The sequence below is a fragment of the Bradyrhizobium sp. SZCCHNR2028 genome (genome assembly GCF_032380995.1).
GTDB lineage: Bacteria > Pseudomonadota > Alphaproteobacteria > Rhizobiales > Xanthobacteraceae > Bradyrhizobium.
Genome location: NZ_JAUHJF010000022.1, coordinates 12,704 through 29,328, shown reverse-complemented (window position 1 = coordinate 29,328; position 16,625 = coordinate 12,704). Strand labels below are relative to the sequence as shown.

The 16,625-nt window shown below is 65.7% G+C and carries 18 protein-coding genes; 12 read left to right on the top strand and 6 right to left on the bottom strand.

What is annotated here, in order from left to right; genetic code table 11:
- The first annotated feature begins 27 nt into the window (after positions 1-27).
- Together coaE and dnaQ are read left to right on the top strand one after the other, a co-directional pair.
- Positions 28-627: a dephospho-CoA kinase gene (gene coaE / locus QX121_RS26670; protein WP_315813456.1), complete on the top strand. Its 600-nt coding sequence runs from the start codon at positions 28-30 to the stop codon at positions 625-627.
- 42 nt (positions 628-669) lie between these two features.
- Positions 670-1,368, top strand: a complete 699-nt coding sequence (gene dnaQ / locus QX121_RS26665; protein ID WP_315759081.1) for a DNA polymerase III subunit epsilon — start codon at positions 670-672, stop codon at positions 1,366-1,368.
- Positions 1,369-1,426: 58 nt separating this feature from the next.
- Here dnaQ and secB read toward each other — a convergent pair whose 3' ends face one another.
- Positions 1,427-1,915 carry a protein-export chaperone SecB gene (gene secB, locus QX121_RS26660; RefSeq protein ID WP_315740420.1) on the bottom strand — a complete coding sequence of 163 codons (489 nt, stop codon included), beginning with the start codon at positions 1,913-1,915 and terminating at the stop codon, positions 1,427-1,429.
- 385 nt (positions 1,916-2,300) lie between these two features.
- Here secB and QX121_RS26655 point away from each other — a divergent pair, with 385 nt between their 5' ends.
- The 3 genes from QX121_RS26655 to QX121_RS26645 all read left to right on the top strand — a co-directional run bounded on the left by QX121_RS26655 (position 2,301) and on the right by QX121_RS26645 (position 5,389).
- Positions 2,301-3,002: a Tim44/TimA family putative adaptor protein gene (locus QX121_RS26655; RefSeq protein ID WP_315813455.1), complete on the top strand. Its 702-nt coding sequence runs from the start codon at positions 2,301-2,303 to the stop codon at positions 3,000-3,002.
- 164 nt (positions 3,003-3,166) lie between these two features.
- On the top strand, positions 3,167-4,801 hold the full coding sequence (locus QX121_RS26650) for a murein transglycosylase A (RefSeq protein WP_315813454.1): 1,635 nt from the start codon (positions 3,167-3,169) through the stop codon (positions 4,799-4,801).
- Between the two features lie 12 nt (positions 4,802-4,813).
- The gene (locus tag QX121_RS26645) at positions 4,814-5,389 is read left to right on the top strand and encodes a Smr/MutS family protein (protein ID WP_315759078.1); all 576 of its coding nucleotides are present in this window, start codon (positions 4,814-4,816) and stop codon (positions 5,387-5,389) included.
- Positions 5,390-5,392: 3 nt separating this feature from the next.
- On the opposite strand, the gene QX121_RS26640 is transcribed toward QX121_RS26645, so the two are convergent.
- The 4 genes from QX121_RS26640 to hslV all read right to left on the bottom strand — a co-directional run bounded on the left by QX121_RS26640 (position 5,393) and on the right by hslV (position 9,254).
- Complete coding sequence (locus tag QX121_RS26640) at positions 5,393-6,514, bottom strand: hypothetical protein (protein ID WP_315813453.1); 1,122 nt, start codon at positions 6,512-6,514, stop codon at positions 5,393-5,395.
- Positions 6,515-6,734: 220 nt separating this feature from the next.
- Positions 6,735-8,039 (bottom strand): ATP-dependent protease ATPase subunit HslU, encoded by a 1,305-nt coding sequence (gene hslU, locus QX121_RS26635; protein WP_315740425.1) that lies wholly within the window; start codon positions 8,037-8,039, stop codon positions 6,735-6,737.
- A gap of 51 nt (positions 8,040-8,090) precedes the next feature.
- On the bottom strand, positions 8,091-8,690 hold the full coding sequence (locus QX121_RS26630) for a DUF2585 domain-containing protein (RefSeq protein ID WP_315813452.1): 600 nt from the start codon (positions 8,688-8,690) through the stop codon (positions 8,091-8,093).
- A 3-nt stretch (positions 8,691-8,693) separates the two neighbouring features.
- Positions 8,694-9,254 (bottom strand): ATP-dependent protease subunit HslV, encoded by a 561-nt coding sequence (gene hslV / locus QX121_RS26625; RefSeq protein ID WP_315813451.1) that lies wholly within the window; start codon positions 9,252-9,254, stop codon positions 8,694-8,696.
- A gap of 195 nt (positions 9,255-9,449) precedes the next feature.
- Between hslV and hisB the strand changes: the two genes are divergently transcribed.
- From hisB to coaA, 7 genes are all read left to right on the top strand, one after another.
- Positions 9,450-10,043, top strand: a complete 594-nt coding sequence (gene hisB, locus QX121_RS26620; RefSeq protein WP_315813450.1) for an imidazoleglycerol-phosphate dehydratase HisB — start codon at positions 9,450-9,452, stop codon at positions 10,041-10,043.
- 25 nt (positions 10,044-10,068) lie between these two features.
- Positions 10,069-10,593, top strand: a complete 525-nt coding sequence (locus tag QX121_RS26615; protein WP_315813449.1) for a DUF2628 domain-containing protein — start codon at positions 10,069-10,071, stop codon at positions 10,591-10,593.
- The gene (hisH, locus tag QX121_RS26610; RefSeq protein ID WP_315813448.1) at positions 10,590-11,240 is read left to right on the top strand and encodes an imidazole glycerol phosphate synthase subunit HisH; all 651 of its coding nucleotides are present in this window, start codon (positions 10,590-10,592) and stop codon (positions 11,238-11,240) included. Before QX121_RS26615 ends, hisH begins: the two co-directional genes overlap by 4 nt.
- Positions 11,241-11,300: 60 nt before the next feature.
- Complete coding sequence (hisA, locus tag QX121_RS26605) at positions 11,301-12,035, top strand: 1-(5-phosphoribosyl)-5-[(5-phosphoribosylamino)methylideneamino]imidazole-4-carboxamide isomerase (protein ID WP_315813447.1); 735 nt, start codon at positions 11,301-11,303, stop codon at positions 12,033-12,035.
- 11 nt (positions 12,036-12,046) lie between these two features.
- The gene (hisF, locus tag QX121_RS26600) at positions 12,047-12,823 is read left to right on the top strand and encodes an imidazole glycerol phosphate synthase subunit HisF (protein ID WP_315813446.1); all 777 of its coding nucleotides are present in this window, start codon (positions 12,047-12,049) and stop codon (positions 12,821-12,823) included.
- Between the two features lie 78 nt (positions 12,824-12,901).
- Complete coding sequence (locus QX121_RS26595) at positions 12,902-13,225, top strand: phosphoribosyl-ATP diphosphatase (RefSeq protein WP_257167618.1); 324 nt, start codon at positions 12,902-12,904, stop codon at positions 13,223-13,225.
- Between the two features lie 33 nt (positions 13,226-13,258).
- Positions 13,259-14,215: a type I pantothenate kinase gene (gene coaA / locus QX121_RS26590; RefSeq protein WP_315740433.1), complete on the top strand. Its 957-nt coding sequence runs from the start codon at positions 13,259-13,261 to the stop codon at positions 14,213-14,215.
- A 48-nt stretch (positions 14,216-14,263) separates the two neighbouring features.
- Here coaA and QX121_RS26585 read toward each other — a convergent pair whose 3' ends face one another.
- Positions 14,264-16,504 (bottom strand): PAS domain-containing hybrid sensor histidine kinase/response regulator, encoded by a 2,241-nt coding sequence (locus tag QX121_RS26585; protein ID WP_315813445.1) that lies wholly within the window; start codon positions 16,502-16,504, stop codon positions 14,264-14,266.
- Positions 16,505-16,625 lie beyond the last annotated feature (121 nt).

Here is a 16,625-nt window from a genome sequence, read left to right as displayed (position 1 = left end):
GCCACGCGTGAGGGGGAGTGACCGCGGATGAGAGTGCTGGGTCTGACCGGCTCGATGGGCATGGGCAAGTCGACGACAGCAAAGCTGTTCGCGGAAGCCGGTGTGCCGGTCTACGACGCCGACGCGACCGTTCATAAGGTCTATGAAGGCGAAGCCGCGCCGGCGATCGAAGCCGAATTTCCTGGGACCACGGTGAACGGCAAGGTGGATCGGGGCAGGCTCTCGGCCAAGGTCGTCGGCGATCCCGCCGCGATCCGCCGGCTCGAAGCGATCGTGCATCCGATGCTGCGCTCCTACCACCAGAAGTTTTTCGATGACGCCGAGCAGTCCGGCGTGCCGGTTGCGGTCGTCGATGTCCCCTTGCTGTTCGAGACCGGCGGTGACAAGCGCGTCGATGCCGTGGTGGTGGTGTCGACGTCGCCCGAGATCCAGCGCCAACGCATCCTGGCGCGCGGCACGATGACGGAAGAAGCGCTCGATGCGCTGCTCGCACGGCAGATGCCGGATGCCGAGAAGCGCAAGCGCGCCGATTTCGTCGTGGATACCTCGCACGGGCTCGATCCGGTGCGGGCACGCATCCGCGACATCCTGGCGGAGGTCGTTAGAATGCCGCAGCGCCGGGGCTGATTCGCGAACGTCGGCGGCGCGGAATTCGACGGATCAGATCAGATGCGTGAGATCGTTCTCGACACCGAAACCACCGGCCTCGACGCTCTGCGCGGCGACCGCCTGGTCGAGATCGGCTGTGTCGAGATCATCAACCGCATGCCCACCGGCCAAGTCTACCACCGCTACATCAATCCCGAACGCGACATGCCGGCGGAGGCGTTCGCGGTTCACGGACTGTCGAGCGAGTTCCTGGCGGACAAGCCGCTGTTTCACGAGATCGTGGAGGAATTCCTGGAATTCATCGGCGATGCCCCGCTGGTGATCCACAACGCCTCGTTCGACATCGGCTTCATCAATGCCGAGCTCGACCGGGTCAAGCGCGCGGCCATTCCCAGGGATCGTCTGGTCGATACGCTGCTGCTCGCACGTCGCAAGCATCCTGGCGTGTCGAACCGCCTCGACGACCTCTGCTCACGCTATGCGATCGACAACTCACGCCGCACCAAGCACGGCGCGCTGCTCGACGCCGAACTGCTGGCGGAGGTCTATGTCGATCTCGTCGGGGCGCGGCAGTCGCAGCTGATCCTGACCCAGGACAGCCAGGAGATCCGCATCGGGGGGGCCGGCGATACGCCGCGCCGTCAGCGCGAGCAGCCGCTTCTGCCACGTGTCACCGATGCGGAGCGAGAGGCGCATCGCGCCTTCATCGCCACCCTCGGCGACAAGCCGATCTGGATGGAGTTTCTCGCCGGCACGTGATCCGCCGGATCGGCAGCGGATCACGCCCTGCAAACATCAATCGTAAAGCTGAACCAGATCAGCTCGACAGCACCTGGCCGCCCTGGGCCGCTGCCTGGCGCTCCATGTTCTGGCGGTACAGGCCAACGAAATCGACCGGGTCCAGCATCAGCGGCGGGAAGCCGCCGTCGCGCACCGAGTTGGCGACGATCTCGCGGGCAAACGGGAACAAGAGGCGCGGGCATTCGATCAGCAGCATCGGCGACAGGTTCTCGCGCGGAATGTTGACCAGCCGGAACACGCCGCCATAGACCAGCTCGAAGCTGAACATCACTTGGCTGCCGCTCTCGGCCTTGCCCTCGATCGTCAGCGTCACCTCGTATTCCGTGTCATTCAGCGCGTTGGCGCCGACATTGATCTGGATATTGATCTGCGGCGGCTGGCCCTGCGGTGCCAGGGACTGCGGCGCGTTCGGATTCTCGAACGAGAGATCCTTGATGTATTGGGCCAGCACGTTCAGTTGAGGAGGAGCAGCCGCCTCGGGAGTGGCGCCGTTACCGTTGGTCATCGCAGTGTTCTCCAGGCAAAAAGGGCGGGTCGTTGCGGCGCGTGGCTACCATAGGGCCGGCTTGTTCCACAAGGACGAGCCACGGACGCCGCAAAAGGCCGAGGCAAAGGATTGATCCGGCCGGCATGCCTCTATTTGTCGCATCGGCCCCCGGGCGGAACCAGCGACCGGCCTACCCCGTTCCAATCAGGGGTCGATCGGATTTCCCCTTGAGAAGGAAAAGGGTTAGGATTGCTACGCCACAATGTGCCATTGGCCGGGCCCAATTCGATGACTACATCCGGGTCGACCGAGGGATTCACGGGTCTTTACCTGGATCCTGTAGAACGGGTGTCCGGTGGCCGGGCTCCGCATTCGGCTCGACAGGTCAGAAAGCGAACACGACGTGGACATTTATACCATCATCTTCCTGGCGTTGGCGGTCTTCATCTTCGTGCGCCTGCGCGCCGTGCTCGGGCAGCGCACCGGAAGCGAGCGGACGCCGTTCGATCACGCCGCCAGAAACGCGGTCCAGGGTGCGCCGGACAACCACGTCATGCCGGTTCCCAACAAGCCCGTCGACCCCTCGGCTTCGGTCCCCGGCGGCGAGATGCCGGCGGCGGGCGATCGCTGGCGCGGCCTGGCCGAGTCGGGCACGCCGCTCGCGCGTGGCCTCGACGCGATCGTCGCCGATGACTCATCGTTCGATCCGCGCCATTTCCTGACCGGTGCGCGCAGCGCCTACGAGATGATCGTGCTGGCGTTTGCCAATGGCGATCGCCGCGCGTTGCGCGACCTGCTGTCGTCCGAGGTCTATGAGAGCTTCGACTCCGTCATCAAGGAGCGTGAGAAGCAGGAGCAGAAGACCGAAACCCGCTTCGTCTCCATCGATACCGCCGAGCTGGTCGGTGCCGAGTTGCGCGACCGCACCGCGCAGGTCACGGTCCGCTTCGTCTCGCAGATGATCTCGGTGACGCGCGACAAGATGGGCAACATCGTCGACGGCAATCCGGACAAGGTGGCCGACATCACCGACATCTGGACTTTCGCCCGCGACACCGGCTCGCGCGATCCGAACTGGAAGCTGGTCGGCACTGGCAGCCATTGATGGAATAGGTTGCCGCCGCCGGCGTTACGTTGGAGGGCACCGCTCTCGGTGTCGGCCGGCTGCGTCAGGAGGACGACGAGGCGCATTCTTGAATTGTGACGTCGATTTTTTAGAATCCCGTTTTTTCCGAACTTCGCGTTGAGTGGTACTTTGATGGTGCAAGCATGGTTCGCGAAATTTGGAAGCGGGGTTTCACCGCTCATCGCGTGAAGTACTGGACATCGGCGCTCGCCTTGAGCGTCGTTGCCGTGGCGCTCGCCCCTTACGCGGCCGAGGCGGTGCGCTCGCGCCACCGGACCCCGGTGGCATCGGTGCGCCACCTGCCCTACCCCCAGCTCGACTGGCCGCTCGAAATCAACAACAGCCAGTACCTGCCATTGGCCTGGAACGACGTGCCCGGCTGGAACGACGATGATCAGCTCGCGGCGTACCGGACGTTCCGCGCCAGTTGCAAGCCGATCGCCGCCAAGACGGATGTCACGCCGGACGCCAAGGCGCTAGGCGATTCCCTGCGTGATCCTTGCCGCGACGCCCGGGCCGCCGATCTCGCCGAGAATGCCGCGGCAAGGGCGTTCTTCGAACGGCACTTCGAGCCGCTGAAGATCTCCAAGCTCGGCGATGCCGACGGCTTCGTCACCGGCTACTACGAACCCGTGATCGACGGCTCGCGGACCCAGAACGAGGTCTACAACGTTCCGGTCTATCGCCGCCCCTCCAATCTGTTCGTTCGCGGCTTCAAGCAGGACGCGACGAGTCTGCCCAACAAGGGTCCCGTCTACCGGAAGATCGGACGGCGCAAGCTGGTCCCCTATTACGACCGCGCGGAGATCGAGGACGGCGCCATCGAGGGCCGCGGCCTGGAGATCGCGTGGCTCAGGAATCAGACGGACCTGCTGTTTGCCCAGATCCAGGGTTCCGCGCGCATCAGTCTCGACGACGGCTCGACCATCCGCATCAACTACGATGCCTATAATGGTCATCCCTATACGCCGGTCGGCCGTGTCCTGATCGAGCGCGGCATCATTCCGCGCGAGCAGATGTCGATGCAGCGCATCCGCGACTGGATGGAGCAGAACCCGGAAGGTGCCAACGAACTGCGACGGACCAACCGCTCCTACATCTTCTTCCGCGAGGTGCAACTGTCGGAGAAGGACGAGGCCGTCGGCGCCCAGGGCATCCCGCTGACTCCGGGCCGCTCGATCGCGGTCGACAAGTCGCTGCACGTCTATGGCACGCCGTTCTTCATCACCGGCGAGTTGCCGATCGAATCCGAGAAGTCGAAGACGGCTTTCCACCGGCTGATGATCGCCCAGGATACGGGCTCGGCGATCGTCGGACCTGCGCGCGCCGATCTCTACTTCGGCGCGGGACAGGACGCTGGCAAGGTCTCCGGCCGCCTCAAGCACAGCATCCAGTTCGTGATGCTGGTGCCGAAGAGCCTCGATCCGGTCGCGCGTGGCCGCAAGATGCCGCTGCCGGATGCGCGTCCGTCGGAGAAGATCGCCAAGCTGTTTCCGCAAGTGCTGCCGAAGCAGGCAGCGAAGGAGGCTGCCAAAGATCAAGCGAAGGAGCAGGACCAGGCCAAGACGGCGGCGGCGCCCTCCGCGGCCAAGGATTCAAAGGCCGCTGCTCCCGTCGCGGCTAGCTCCGCGATCGCCGTCGCAAAATCCGCGACCACGGTGGCGCAGAACGTGGTGGCCCCACAGCCAGTGCCCCTGCCCGAGGCCCGACCGCGACTCGAAAGTGATCGCAATATCCGCCGATTGCGTTATGGCAGACGCCACCGCAACCGCCGATGATAAGCCGTTTCCATGTCGCATGATCCCGAGCCGCCCCGCGGCCGTCGCAAGCGCGGCCTCTCTGAGGACGAGCGCATGCTGTGGGAGACGGTGGCGCGCCAGGTCAAGCCGCTGCGCAAGACACAGCGTCCGGTGCGGCTGCATCCGCCGATGACGACGTCCGAACCGCAGCCGGACAAACCCGCGATGACGCAGCGGCCGGTCGCGCCGGTTGCCGCGCCGAAACCCGTCCGGCCAGCGATTCCGCCGCTGGTTTCGCTCGGCCGGAAGGAGCGTTCGAAACTGTCGCGCGGCCGCAATGAGATCGATGCGCGGCTCGATCTGCACGGCATGACCCAGAGCCGGGCGCACCAAGCGCTGCATCATTTCCTGCATCGCGCGCAGCATGATGGGCTGACCTTCGTGCTCGTCATCACCGGCAAGGGCACCATCGGCGCGGACCCTGAACGCGGCGTGCTCCGGCGCCAAGTGCCACATTGGCTGAGCCTGCCGGAATTCCGCTCGCTGATCGTCGGCTTCGAGGAGGCCCATGTCGGACATGGCGGCGCCGGCGCGCTCTACGTCCGTATCAGGCGCCCAAGAGGCTGAGGCTCAGAACGGCCGGATGATGCCGACGCGCGGTACGGCGGTGACGATCCAGCCCAGGATCGTGGTCCTGCGATCGTCGGGATCAATCGGTGCAATCGGCTTGGTCGCGGGAAGCGTCTTCACCGCGTGCAGCATCATCACCATGCAAACGACCCAGCTCGAGATCCAGCGCGAATAGTCGAACACCATCGCGAACATCACGACGTAGGCGAGGCTGATGAAGATCAGCGCGGCGATGACGATCTGGCGATGACGCCGCTCTTCCAATGCGCCGACAAGATCGCTGTAGTAGCTCCATAGCGGTGCATGCAGCCAGAGCAGCAGCGCATATACGGGCACGCCGAGCAGATTGGACGGCATGCGCGCCCAGGTGTCCTGCACTTCCTTGGACAGCGGCTGGTACCAGACATAGGCGAACTGAAGCAGCTCGGTGCGCGATGGATCGGCCATTCGTGTCTGCAAATAACTTACGAAATCGGCTTCGGGCAGCGGCATGGTTCCGAGGAATTGCGCGGCCAGGAACAGGATGCCGAGGCCGAGCAGCGCGCTTGCGCCCACGGCAAGGTCGAGCCGGGCGATGGGGCGGGCCAGATAGTAGCGCAGCACGACGATGGCGACGATGGTGGGCACATACATCAGCAGATGGATGTGATGGATCAGCACCAGCACCGCCGAGATGAGCGTGGCGAGCAGGACGTAGCCGAGTGAGCTCGCCGGGACCAGCAACAGGATGATGACGCCGAGACAGCCATAGATGTCGAAATGACCGAGCGTGAACAGGAAGTTCTTGAAGACGAACGGCGACCCAGCCGTGAAGACGAACAGCGGCAGCTGCGCGCGATCAAAACCAAAGGTGCGTCGGAACAGCTGCAGGTACAGAGCGAGCGTGATCAGCCAGACGCTGCCGCCGATTGCGAACACCAGCCACACCGGCACCTTCGCCGTGAACAGTCCGACGATGGCACCGACCAGCGCGCGCTTGATGAAGCCGTGGTGATAGTCGACCAGCAGGTGGATGTAGGGGATGTAGGGCGGCAGCGTGAGCTTGTGCAGGAAGACGCCGAGCATCACGGCGGCGTTGACGGCGAGCATCGCCTGCCAGTGTTTGTTGTAGGCGCCGGTCATGAGGCGTCCGCGATGTTCAGGAGGTCCGTGTCACATCCAGCATTGTCGTCCCGGCCTTGAGCCGGGACCCATAACCACCGCTGTCCGCGGTGAGGCAAGGCTGGAGCCGTCATCTTGAGTCACGATCAGCTTTGGTGGTTATGGGTCCCCGCGTTCGCGGGGACGACAGCGGAGTGCGACGTTACGCCGGCGCGAAGGCTGTCGCGACAAAGCGCGGCCGCTACAAAATGAACCGGCTGAGATCAGTGTTCTTGGCGAGATCGCCAATGTGCTGCTGCACGAAGGCGGCGTCGACCCGCATGGTCTCGCCGCTGCGGTCGGAGGCCGTGAAGGAGATGTCGTCGAGGACGCGCTCCATTACGGTCTGCAGCCGACGCGCGCCGATGTTCTCGACCGTGGAGTTGACCGCGACCGCGATGTCGGCGAGCGCGTCGATCGCATCGTCGGTGATGTCGAGCGTCACGCCCTCGGTCTTCATCAGCGCGACATATTGCTTGATCAGCGACGCCTCCGGCTCGGTCAGGATGCGGCGCATGTCGTCGCGCGTCAGCGCCTGCAGCTCGACGCGGATCGGCAGCCGGCCCTGCAACTCCGGCAAGAGGTCCGATGGCTTGGCGATGTGGAACGCGCCCGACGCGATGAACAGGATGTGATCGGTCTTCACAGCGCCATGCTTGGTCGAGACCGTCGTGCCCTCGATCAGCGGCAGCAGGTCGCGCTGCACGCCCTCGCGGGAGACGTCGCCGCCTGCGCGGTTCTCGCGCACACAGATCTTGTCGATCTCGTCGAGGAACACGATGCCGTTGTTCTCGACCACGCTGATCGCCTCCTGCACCAGCTGGTCGCTGTCGAGCAGCTTGTCGGACTCTTCCGCGATCAGGATGTCGTGCGAGGCTTCGACCGTGACGCGCCGCGTCTTGGTGCGGCCGCCGAGTTTGCCGAAGATGTCGCCGATGGAGATCGCGCCCATCTGCGCCCCCGGCATGCCCGGGATCTCGAACATCGGAAGGCCGCCGCCGGACGACTGCGTCTCGATCTCGATCTCCTTGTCGTTCAGCTCGCCGGCGCGCAGCTTGCGGCGGAACGAGTCGCGGGTGGCGGCGCTGGAGCTGGCGCCGACCAGCGCATCGAGCACGCGCTCCTCGGCGGCAAGCTGGGCCCGGGCGGCGACGTCCTTGCGCTTGCGCTCGCGCACCTGGACGATCGCGACCTCGACGAGATCGCGGATGATCTGCTCGACGTCGCGGCCGACATAGCCGACCTCGGTGAACTTGGTCGCCTCGACCTTCAGGAACGGCGCGCCCGCGAGCTTGGCCAGCCGCCGCGCGATCTCGGTCTTGCCGACGCCGGTCGGCCCGATCATCAGGATGTTCTTCGGCAGCACCTCCTCGCGCAGGCCTGCATCGAGCTGCAACCGGCGCCAGCGGTTGCGCAACGCAATGGACACCGCCCGCTTGGCGTCGGCCTGGCCGACGATGTAGCGGTCGAGTTCGGAGACGATTTCGCGGGGTGAAAAGTCTGTCATGAGGCTCTAGCTAGGGTCGGACGGGGATGAGGGCAAGCCGGATTTCCGCCGTCACAGGAACGGCGGTCCGGCCTGCCACTGCCGGATCGCCTCGGTTGGATAGATCAGCATCAAGATGTTCAGGGTCAGGTTGTCACGGATGTGCAGGCCCACCCCGATCTCGAGCGCGACTGCAATCACGACGGTCAGCCAGAACGGCAGCACCCGCGCCAGCAGGAAGCCGGTCATCATCGCCAGCGTATCGCCGACGGAGTTCACGATGCTGTCGCCGAAATAGTCCAGCGAGATCGTGGCGGCACGATAGCGCTCGATGATGAAGCTGGAGTTCTCGACCAGCTCCCAGGTGCCCTCGATCAGCATCGCCAGGATCAGCCGCCCCTGCCAGGGCAGCCGCGGCGCCACCAGCATGGTCAGCGCATAGAACAAGAAGCCGTGAATGATGTGGGAGAACGTGTACCAGTCGGTGAGATGCTGGGAGTTCTCCGAGCTCTGCACCACGCCATGCCACAGCTTGACGGTGCCGCAGGCGCAGATCGGCAGCCGGCCCATCGCGAACAACAGTGCGGCCTGCAGCGAAAGCAGACAGAGCACCGGGATGAGCCAGGGTCCGGACGACTGCCGGGACGGGGCGCCGATCTCGTCCGCGGTCATGGTCTACTCGGCCGACAATGCTTCGATGGTGATGTTGCGGTTGGTGTAGACGCAGATGTCGGCGGCGATGTCGAGCGAGCGGCGGACGATGCTCTCGGCGTCCTTGTCGGTGTCGATCAGCGCACGCGCCGCCGCAAGCGCATAGTTGCCGCCGGAGCCGATCGCCATCACGCCGGACTCCGGTTCCAGGACGTCGCCCGTCCCGGTCAGCACCAGCGAGACCTCCTTGTCGGCCACGATCATCATGGCTTCGAGCCGCCGCAGATAGCGGTCGGTGCGCCAGTCCTTGGCGAGTTCGACCGCCGCCCGGGTCAGCTGCCCCGGATACTGCTCCAGCTTGCTCTCCAGCCGCTCGAACAGGGTGAAGGCGTCGGCGGTGGCCCCGGCGAAGCCGCCGATAACGTCGCCCTTGCCGAGCTTGCGCACCTTCCTGGCATTGGACTTGATCACGGTCTGGCCGATCGAGACCTGGCCGTCGCCACCGATCACCACCCTGCCCCCCTTGCGGACGGTCAGAATCGTGGTGCCGTGCCAGACGGTGGGCTCGTTCGAGGATGCGTGCATGGGGGATCCCTGGTTGATGCCCTGATTTAGGCGCTCAGGCGTCGGGATACAATTACCGGGTCCCTGCCCTGCCCGACCCGGTCTTGAAATCCGCTCACCATGGCCCGAGATCAGGCGTACGGGGCGCTATCCCGCAGTAGCTAAGCCGACATCCGCCTGATAAAAGGGCCGCGTTTTCAAGGGAAAGCTGACCCGATGCGTAGCGCGACCATCAAGCGCAAGACCAAAGAGACCGACATCGAGGTGTCCGTGAACCTCGACGGGACCGGCGTCGTGAACATCGCGACCGGTATCGGCTTCTTCGATCACATGCTGGATCTGCTTGCCCGGCATTCCCGCATCGACATGACGGTCAAGGCGGTCGGCGACCTGCATATCGACTTTCACCACACCACCGAGGATGTCGGCATCGCGCTCGGCCAAGCGGTGCGGCAGGCGCTCGGCGACATGGCCGGCATCACCCGCTACGCCTCGATCCACATGCCGATGGACGAGACCTTGACGCGCGTCGTGATCGACGTGTCGGGCCGGCCGATGCTGGTGTTCCGCACGACCTTCGGGCGCGACAAGATCGGCGAGTTCGACACCGAGCTGGTGCGCGAGTGGTTCAATGCGTTTGCCATGAACGCCGGCATCACCTTGCATGTCGAGACGCTGTACGGCGAGAACGCCCATCATATCGCCGAATCCTGCTTCAAGGGTCTGGCGCGGGCGCTGCGGACAGCGCTTTCGATCGATCCGCGCAATCAGGGCGAAGTGCCATCCACCAAGGGTCAGCTCGGCGGCTGACCGCTTCCCTCAAGGGATCATCGACATGCCTGTCTATACGGTTCACGCTCCCCTGGCCGCCGGGGTCGATCTGCGTTCGACCGATCGCTTCGTCTTCATCCGCGACGGCTTCCATTTCTGGGCCGCGGTGCTCGGCGCCGTCTGGCTGGCCTGGCATCGCCTCTGGCTTGCGATGCTCGTCTGGGCCGTGCTGATGATCGCGCTCGACGTGATCCTGGTGCGCGTCGGCGTCAACGGCGGTGCGATTGCCGGCGTCGATTTGTTGTTCGCGATCCTGCTCGGGCTTGAAGCCTCGAGCCTGAAGCGCTGGAGCTACTCGCGCGGCAATTGGCGCCAGATCGACGTCGTCGTCGCCGACGATCTCGATGCCGCCGAGCGCCGCTTCTTCGAGCGCTGGGCCGCCCGGCGCAGCACGCTCGGCTACGACAATCATACCGTCGATCGCGGCGCGGCGCCGCCGACGCGCGACAACGGCAATGGCCTGCACCCGCCGCCGCTGCCGCACGCCAGCATCATTGGCTTGTTTCCCGAACCCGGAGGTGGACGATGAGTGTTGCAATCATCGATTACGGCTCCGGCAATCTGCATTCCGCCGCCAAGGCGTTCGAGCGCGCCGCGCGCGGCATGGCGGATCCGCAGAAGGTCGTCGTCACGCGTGATCCCGACACCGTGTATCGCGCCGACCGCATCGTGCTGCCCGGCGTCGGCGCCTTCGCCGACTGCCGCCGCGGCCTCGACTCCGTCAACGGCATGCTGGAGGCGATGACCGAAGCCGTCCGCCACAAGGCGCGGCCGTTCTTCGGCATCTGCGTCGGCATGCAATTGATGGCAACGCGCGGCAAGGAGCATGTCGCCACCGACGGCTTCGACTGGATCGCCGGCGACGTCGAGAAGATCGCCCCTCGTGACGAGAGCCTGAAGATCCCGCACATGGGCTGGAACACGCTCGACCTGGTGCAGGAGCATCCGGTCCTGGAGCGGCTGCCGCTCGGGCCGAAGGGCTTGCACGCCTATTTCGTGCACTCCTATCACTTGAATGCGGTCAACGAGAACGATGTGCTGGCGCGCGCCGATTACGGCGGTCCGATCACGGCGATCGTCGGCAAGGACACCGCGATCGGCACCCAATTCCATCCCGAGAAGAGCCAGCGTTTCGGTCTCGCCCTCATTTCCAACTTCCTGAAATGGAAGCCGTGAGCGCTTCCGTCCTGTTCGCCGCAAGAGGCGGACAGGGCGCGCTCGTGAAAGACAACTGATATGATCCTGTTTCCCGCCATCGATCTGAAGAACGGCCAGTGCGTGCGCCTGGAGCAGGGCGACATGGCGCGCGCCACCGTGTTCAACCTCGATCCCGCCGCGCAGGCCAAGAGCTTCGCCGACCAGGGCTTTGAATATCTCCACGTCGTCGACCTCGACGGTGCCTTCGCCGGCAAGCCGATGAACGCGCAAGCCGTCGAGGCAATGCTGGAGGTCGTCAAGATGCCGGTGCAGCTCGGCGGCGGCATTCGCGATCTCAAGACGGTCGAGGCCTGGCTCGGCAAAGGCGTCACCCGCGTCATCATCGGCACCGCAGCGGTGCGCGATCCCGAGCTGGTGAAGGCCGCTGCGAAGGCCTTTCCCGGCCGCGTCGCCGTCGGCCTCGATGCCCGCGACGGCAAGGTCGCGGTCGAAGGCTGGGCGGAGACGTCCGAGGTCACCGCGCTCGACATCGCCAAACGCTTCGAGGACGCCGGCGTCGCCGCGATCATCTTCACCGACATCGCCCGCGACGGCCTGCTCAAGGGCCTCAACCTCGACGCTACGATCGCGCTCGGCGATGCCATCTCGATTCCCGTGATCGCCTCCGGCGGCCTTGCCTCGATCGAGGACGTCAGGGCGATGCTGACACCGCGTGCGAAAAAGCTCGAAGGCGCCATCGCCGGCCGCGCGCTCTATGACGGCCGGCTCGACCCGGCAGAGGCGCTGGCGCTGATCCGCGCGGCGCGCGCGTAGGAGAGAACAGGATGTTCAAGGTCCGTGTCATTCCCTGCCTCGACGTCAAGGACGGACGGGTCGTCAAGGGTGTCAACTTCGTCAATCTGCGCGACGCCGGCGATCCGGTCGAGGCCGCGATCGCCTATGACGCCGCCGGCGCCGACGAGCTCTGCTTCCTCGACATCACCGCCACCCATGAGAACCGCGGCATCATGCTGGACGTCGTCCGGCGCACGGCGGAGGCCTGCTTCATGCCGGTCACGGTTGGCGGCGGCGTGCGCACCATCGACGACATCAAGACCCTGCTGCGCTCCGGCGCCGACAAGGTCTCGATCAATTCGGCCGCGGTGAGCAGGCGCGAATTCGTCAAGGAGGCGGCCGAGAAGTTCGGCGAGCAGTGCATCGTGGTCGCGATCGACGCCAAGTCCGTGTCGCGGCCGGGCGGCGGCAGCCGCTGGGAGATCTTCACCCATGGCGGACGCAAATCGACCGGCATCGACGCGCTGGAATACGCCCAGGAGGTGGTCGCGCTCGGTGCCGGCGAGATCCTGCTGACGTCGATGGACCGCGACGGCACGCGCCAGGGCTTTGACCTGCCGCTGACCCGGGCGGTCTCCGACAGCGTCCCGGTGCCGGTGATCGCCTCCGGCGGCGTCGGCAATCTCGACCATCTGGTCGACGGCATCCGCGAGGGCCGCGCGACTGCGGTTCTGGCCGCCTCGATCTTCCATTTCGGGGAATTTACCATCCGGCAGGCCAAGGAGCACATGGCGCGCCAGGGCCTGCCGATGCGGCTCGATCCCTGACGACATTGCGCCGCAAAAATGTTAGATGAACGCTGGTCCGGCCGCCGTGGTTCGGGCAGGCGTTCCGAGTACCGGCTGATGTCCCGTTTCACGCTTCACGATCTCGCTGCCATCATCGACGCGCGCGCCGCGGCGGGCGGCGAGGCGTCGTATACGCGCAAGCTGCTCGACAAGGGCCCGGCGCAATGCGCCAAGAAGATGGGCGAGGAGGCGGTCGAGACGGTCATCGCCGCTGTTGGCACCGACCGTGAGCATCTGATCTCCGAAAGCGCCGATCTGCTGTTTCATCTGTTGGTGTTGTTGAAGTCGCGCGACGTCCGGCTCGAGGAGGTCGAGGCGGCGCTCGGCAAGCGCACCGGTCAGTCGGGGCTGGAAGAAAAGGCGTCGCGCAAGACGGAGTAGGGCGCGTCGGCCGGGGAAACGAAGGGCAGCGTCATGGATATGCGCACCACCGAACAACAATATAATCCGTACCGCGTCTTCACCCGCGAACAATGGGCCGAGCTGCGCAACGACACGCCGATGACCTTGGAGCCCGGCGAGTTCTCCAAGCTGCGTTCGATGCACGATCGCCTCGATCTCAAGGAGGTCGAGGACATCTATCTGCCGTTGTCGCGACTGCTGTCGATGTATGTCGACGCGGCGCAGCGGCTGTACTACGCGCAGCGCCAGTTCCTCGGCATCCGCGACCGCAAGATGCCCTACATCATCGGCGTTGCCGGCTCGGTGTCGGTCGGCAAGTCCACCACCGCGCGCGTGCTGCAGGCCCTGCTGGCGCGCTGGTCGCCGCGGCCGAAGGTCGATCTCATCACCACCGACGGTTTCCTCTATCCGAACGCGGTCCTGGAGCGGCAGGGCCTGATGCAGAAGAAGGGCTTTCCGGAAAGCTACGACCTGCCGCGGCTGCTGGGCTTCCTCTCCGACATCAAGGCCGGCCGGCATCAGGTGCGCGCGCCGGTCTACTCGCATCTCACCTACGACATCGTCCCCCATCAGTGGGTCGAGATCGACCAGCCGGACATCCTCATCGTCGAAGGCGTCAACGTGCTGCAGACCGGGCCGCTGCCGCGCGACGGCAAGGCCGTGCCGGTCGTCTCCGACTTCTTCGACTTCTCGGTTTATATCGATGCCGACGAGGCGATCCTGCGCAAATGGTACGTCAAGCGCTTCCTGTCGCTGCGCGACACGGCGTTCCATGATCCCCGGTCCTACTTTAACCGCTACGCGCTGCTGTCGGACGAGGAGGCCATCGCCACTGCGATCGCCATCTGGGAGCGCACCAACCTGGCCAATCTCGAGGACAACATCCTGCCGACGAGGCCGCGCGCGACGCTGATCCTGAAGAAGGGCGCGGACCACGAGGTCGAGACGGTGGCGCTCAGGCGGTTGTGAACGTGGCCCGCGAGCGCAGCGCTGAACTGATCCGCTCCAACTAATTACTTACGCCGCCACCTGTCGCGCCGCTGCCAGATTCGCCAGCGCCTCGTCCAGCTTGTCGCGATCGATCGGCTTGACCAGGAAGCCATCCATGCCGGCCTCGAAGCAGGCGTAGCGGTCCTCGACCAGGGCATTGGCCGTGAGCGCCAGGATCGGCGTGCGCCGGCCCGGCTCGCTGGCCTCGATGGCGCGGATGCGCTTGGCGGCGGCAATGCCGTCGAGCTTCGGCATCTGCACATCCATCAGGATCAGATCATAGGGCGCGCCGGCCGAGCGCGCCGCGAGCCAGGAGTCCAGCGCGGCTTCGCCATGCACGGCGATGTCGGCGTGGTGGCCGAGCTTGGTCAGCAGCGAGCGCATCAGCAGCGCATTGATGTCGTTGTCCTCGGCGACGAGGATGGACAGGCTCCCGCCGGCCTGAACCGCAATCGGCGGCGCGATCGTCGGGATTGGATCGTCAGCGAGTGCCGGGACCGTTCCATCGGTGTCGAAGCTCACGCGCGCGGCGAGCGAGGCGGCCCGCAGCGGCTTGACCAGATAGCCGTTGAACGGCGCCGCTGGGGTCAGCTCGTGGCGGCTCGCCGGCGTGACCAGCACGATCAGCCGTGTCGTGTGATGTTGCGCGGCCCCGCCCAGACGGAGCGACGCGTCGCTGCCGATGGCGTCGTCGACCAGCACGGCGTGCCAGGCGCGTTCGGGCAGCAGGGCTTCCGCCACCTCGGCCTCGGCGACCAGGCAGGTCTGCGCGCCCCAGTTCTGCAGGCGCCGTTCGATCAGCTCGGCCTGCAGCCCGGCCGGCGCGACCAGCATGACCGACTGTCCCGCGAGGTCGGGGCCGCGGAAGCTGTTCTGCTCGCCGCGCTCCAGCGCCGGCGGCAGCGGCACCGACACCTCGAAGGTCGAGCCGGCGCCGAGCTGGCTCTGCAGCGCGATGCGGCCGCCCATGCGTTTGACGATCCGGTCGGAGATCGCCAGGCCAAGCCCGGTGCCGCCGAAGCTGCGCGCCACGCTGTCGTCGGCCTGCTCGAATTCGCGGAAGATGCGCTCCTGGGCGTCGGCGGCAATGCCGATGCCGGTGTCACGCACCTGGAAGCTGATCTCGTTCGGCCAGATCCCAGGCTCGGCGATCAGCGCGACGCCGCCCGAAGCCGTGAACTTGATGGCGTTGCCGGCGAGGTTGAGCAGCACCTGGCGCAGCCGCGCGGCGTCGCCGGTCACCCAGGTCGGCAGCCGCTCGTCGAGATAGGCCGCGATCTCCAATTGCTTGGCCTGCGCCCGCGGCGCCAGCAGCTCGGTGATCTCCTCGATCAGCGTCGCCAGCGAGAATGGCTGCGCCTCCAGCGCGAGCTTGCCGGCCTCGATCTTGGAATAGTCGAGCAGCTCGTCGATCAGCGACATCAAGGCTTCACCCGAGGTGCGAACCGCCTTGGCGTAGGTGGTCTGCTCCGGCGTCAGCTGCGTCTCGAGCAGCAGCCCGCTCATGCCGAGGATGCCGTTCAGCGGCGTGCGGATCTCGTGGCTCGCCATTGCCAGGAAACGCGACTTGGCACGGTTCGCGGCATTGGCCTGGTCGCGCGCCTCCGCCAGCGCGCGCTCGGTCTCGGTGCGGTCGGTGACGTCGCGGCCGACACATTGCAGTACGGCGGGCTGGCCGGCGTCGGAACGCACCAGTGCCTCGCGCCACGCGATCCAGCGCGGCCCGATCGCGCTCTCGATGCGCTGGTCGTGGACGCGCGTGCCGTTCGGCTCCAGCGCGCTGTCGCCCTGCTCGATCAGCTCGAAGGTGAACGCGCTGCCGAGCAGGTTGTCGCGGTCGAGGCCCGCCATCCGGCAATAGGCGTCGTTGACGAAGATGATGCTGCCGTCGCGCGCGCGCATGACGATGAGGTCGCCCTGCTGCTCGAACAGATTGCGGGCGCGCTGCTCGGCTTCCTGCAGCTCCCAGTTCCGGTCCGCCAGCACCTCGTTGTGGAGCGCAATCTTGTGCATCTTCCTGGCGACGAAGCGCAGCCGCATGCTGAGCGTGGCCAGGCCGACGCAGGCGAGCGCGAACAGGAAGCTGGCGCCGATCGCGAACGTGTGCGGGTTATAGCCGGAGTTGTCGGAAATGCTGGCCTTGATGAAGCCGTACGCGCCGCCGAAGCCGGCGGAGAAGATCATCAGCGAGCGCAGGATCGCGAAGATGGTGCGGTGACGGCGCATGAACCGGCGCAGGCGCAGCCTGACGTGAAAAATCGGTCCCATCTCGATCACCCCCGACGATTTCGATCCCAATGTCATGGCCGGCCCGCACCATGCGGCGTCGGTATTGCTGAGACTTTGAAAGGTCGTGCACGCGCGATTCTGCCGTGCAGAGATGGTGAAC

What these genes read in the sequence shown, in the direction of transcription:
- hisH (WP_315813448.1), top strand. Translation starts at nt 10,590, where the DNA reads ATGAGTGTTGCAATCATCGATTACGGCTCCGGCAATCTGCATTCCGCC.
- hisB (WP_315813450.1), top strand. Translation starts at nt 9,450, where the DNA reads ATGCGTAGCGCGACCATCAAGCGCAAGACCAAAGAGACCGACATCGAG.
- QX121_RS26630 (WP_315813452.1), bottom strand. Translation starts at nt 8,690, where the DNA reads ATGACCGCGGACGAGATCGGCGCCCCGTCCCGGCAGTCGTCCGGACCC.
- hslV (WP_315813451.1), bottom strand. Translation starts at nt 9,254, where the DNA reads ATGCACGCATCCTCGAACGAGCCCACCGTCTGGCACGGCACCACGATT.
- hisA (WP_315813447.1), top strand. Translation starts at nt 11,301, where the DNA reads ATGATCCTGTTTCCCGCCATCGATCTGAAGAACGGCCAGTGCGTGCGC.
- hisF (WP_315813446.1), top strand. Translation starts at nt 12,047, where the DNA reads ATGTTCAAGGTCCGTGTCATTCCCTGCCTCGACGTCAAGGACGGACGG.
- QX121_RS26615 (WP_315813449.1), top strand. Translation starts at nt 10,069, where the DNA reads ATGCCTGTCTATACGGTTCACGCTCCCCTGGCCGCCGGGGTCGATCTG.
- QX121_RS26585 (WP_315813445.1), bottom strand. Translation starts at nt 16,504, where the DNA reads ATGGGACCGATTTTTCACGTCAGGCTGCGCCTGCGCCGGTTCATGCGC.
- QX121_RS26650 (WP_315813454.1), top strand. Translation starts at nt 3,167, where the DNA reads ATGGTTCGCGAAATTTGGAAGCGGGGTTTCACCGCTCATCGCGTGAAG.
- hslU (WP_315740425.1), bottom strand. Translation starts at nt 8,039, where the DNA reads ATGACAGACTTTTCACCCCGCGAAATCGTCTCCGAACTCGACCGCTAC.
- coaA (WP_315740433.1), top strand. Translation starts at nt 13,259, where the DNA reads ATGGATATGCGCACCACCGAACAACAATATAATCCGTACCGCGTCTTC.
- QX121_RS26595 (WP_257167618.1), top strand. Translation starts at nt 12,902, where the DNA reads ATGTCCCGTTTCACGCTTCACGATCTCGCTGCCATCATCGACGCGCGC.
- QX121_RS26645 (WP_315759078.1), top strand. Translation starts at nt 4,814, where the DNA reads ATGTCGCATGATCCCGAGCCGCCCCGCGGCCGTCGCAAGCGCGGCCTC.
- dnaQ (WP_315759081.1), top strand. Translation starts at nt 670, where the DNA reads ATGCGTGAGATCGTTCTCGACACCGAAACCACCGGCCTCGACGCTCTG.
- coaE (WP_315813456.1), top strand. Translation starts at nt 28, where the DNA reads ATGAGAGTGCTGGGTCTGACCGGCTCGATGGGCATGGGCAAGTCGACG.
- secB (WP_315740420.1), bottom strand. Translation starts at nt 1,915, where the DNA reads ATGACCAACGGTAACGGCGCCACTCCCGAGGCGGCTGCTCCTCCTCAA.
- QX121_RS26640 (WP_315813453.1), bottom strand. Translation starts at nt 6,514, where the DNA reads ATGACCGGCGCCTACAACAAACACTGGCAGGCGATGCTCGCCGTCAAC.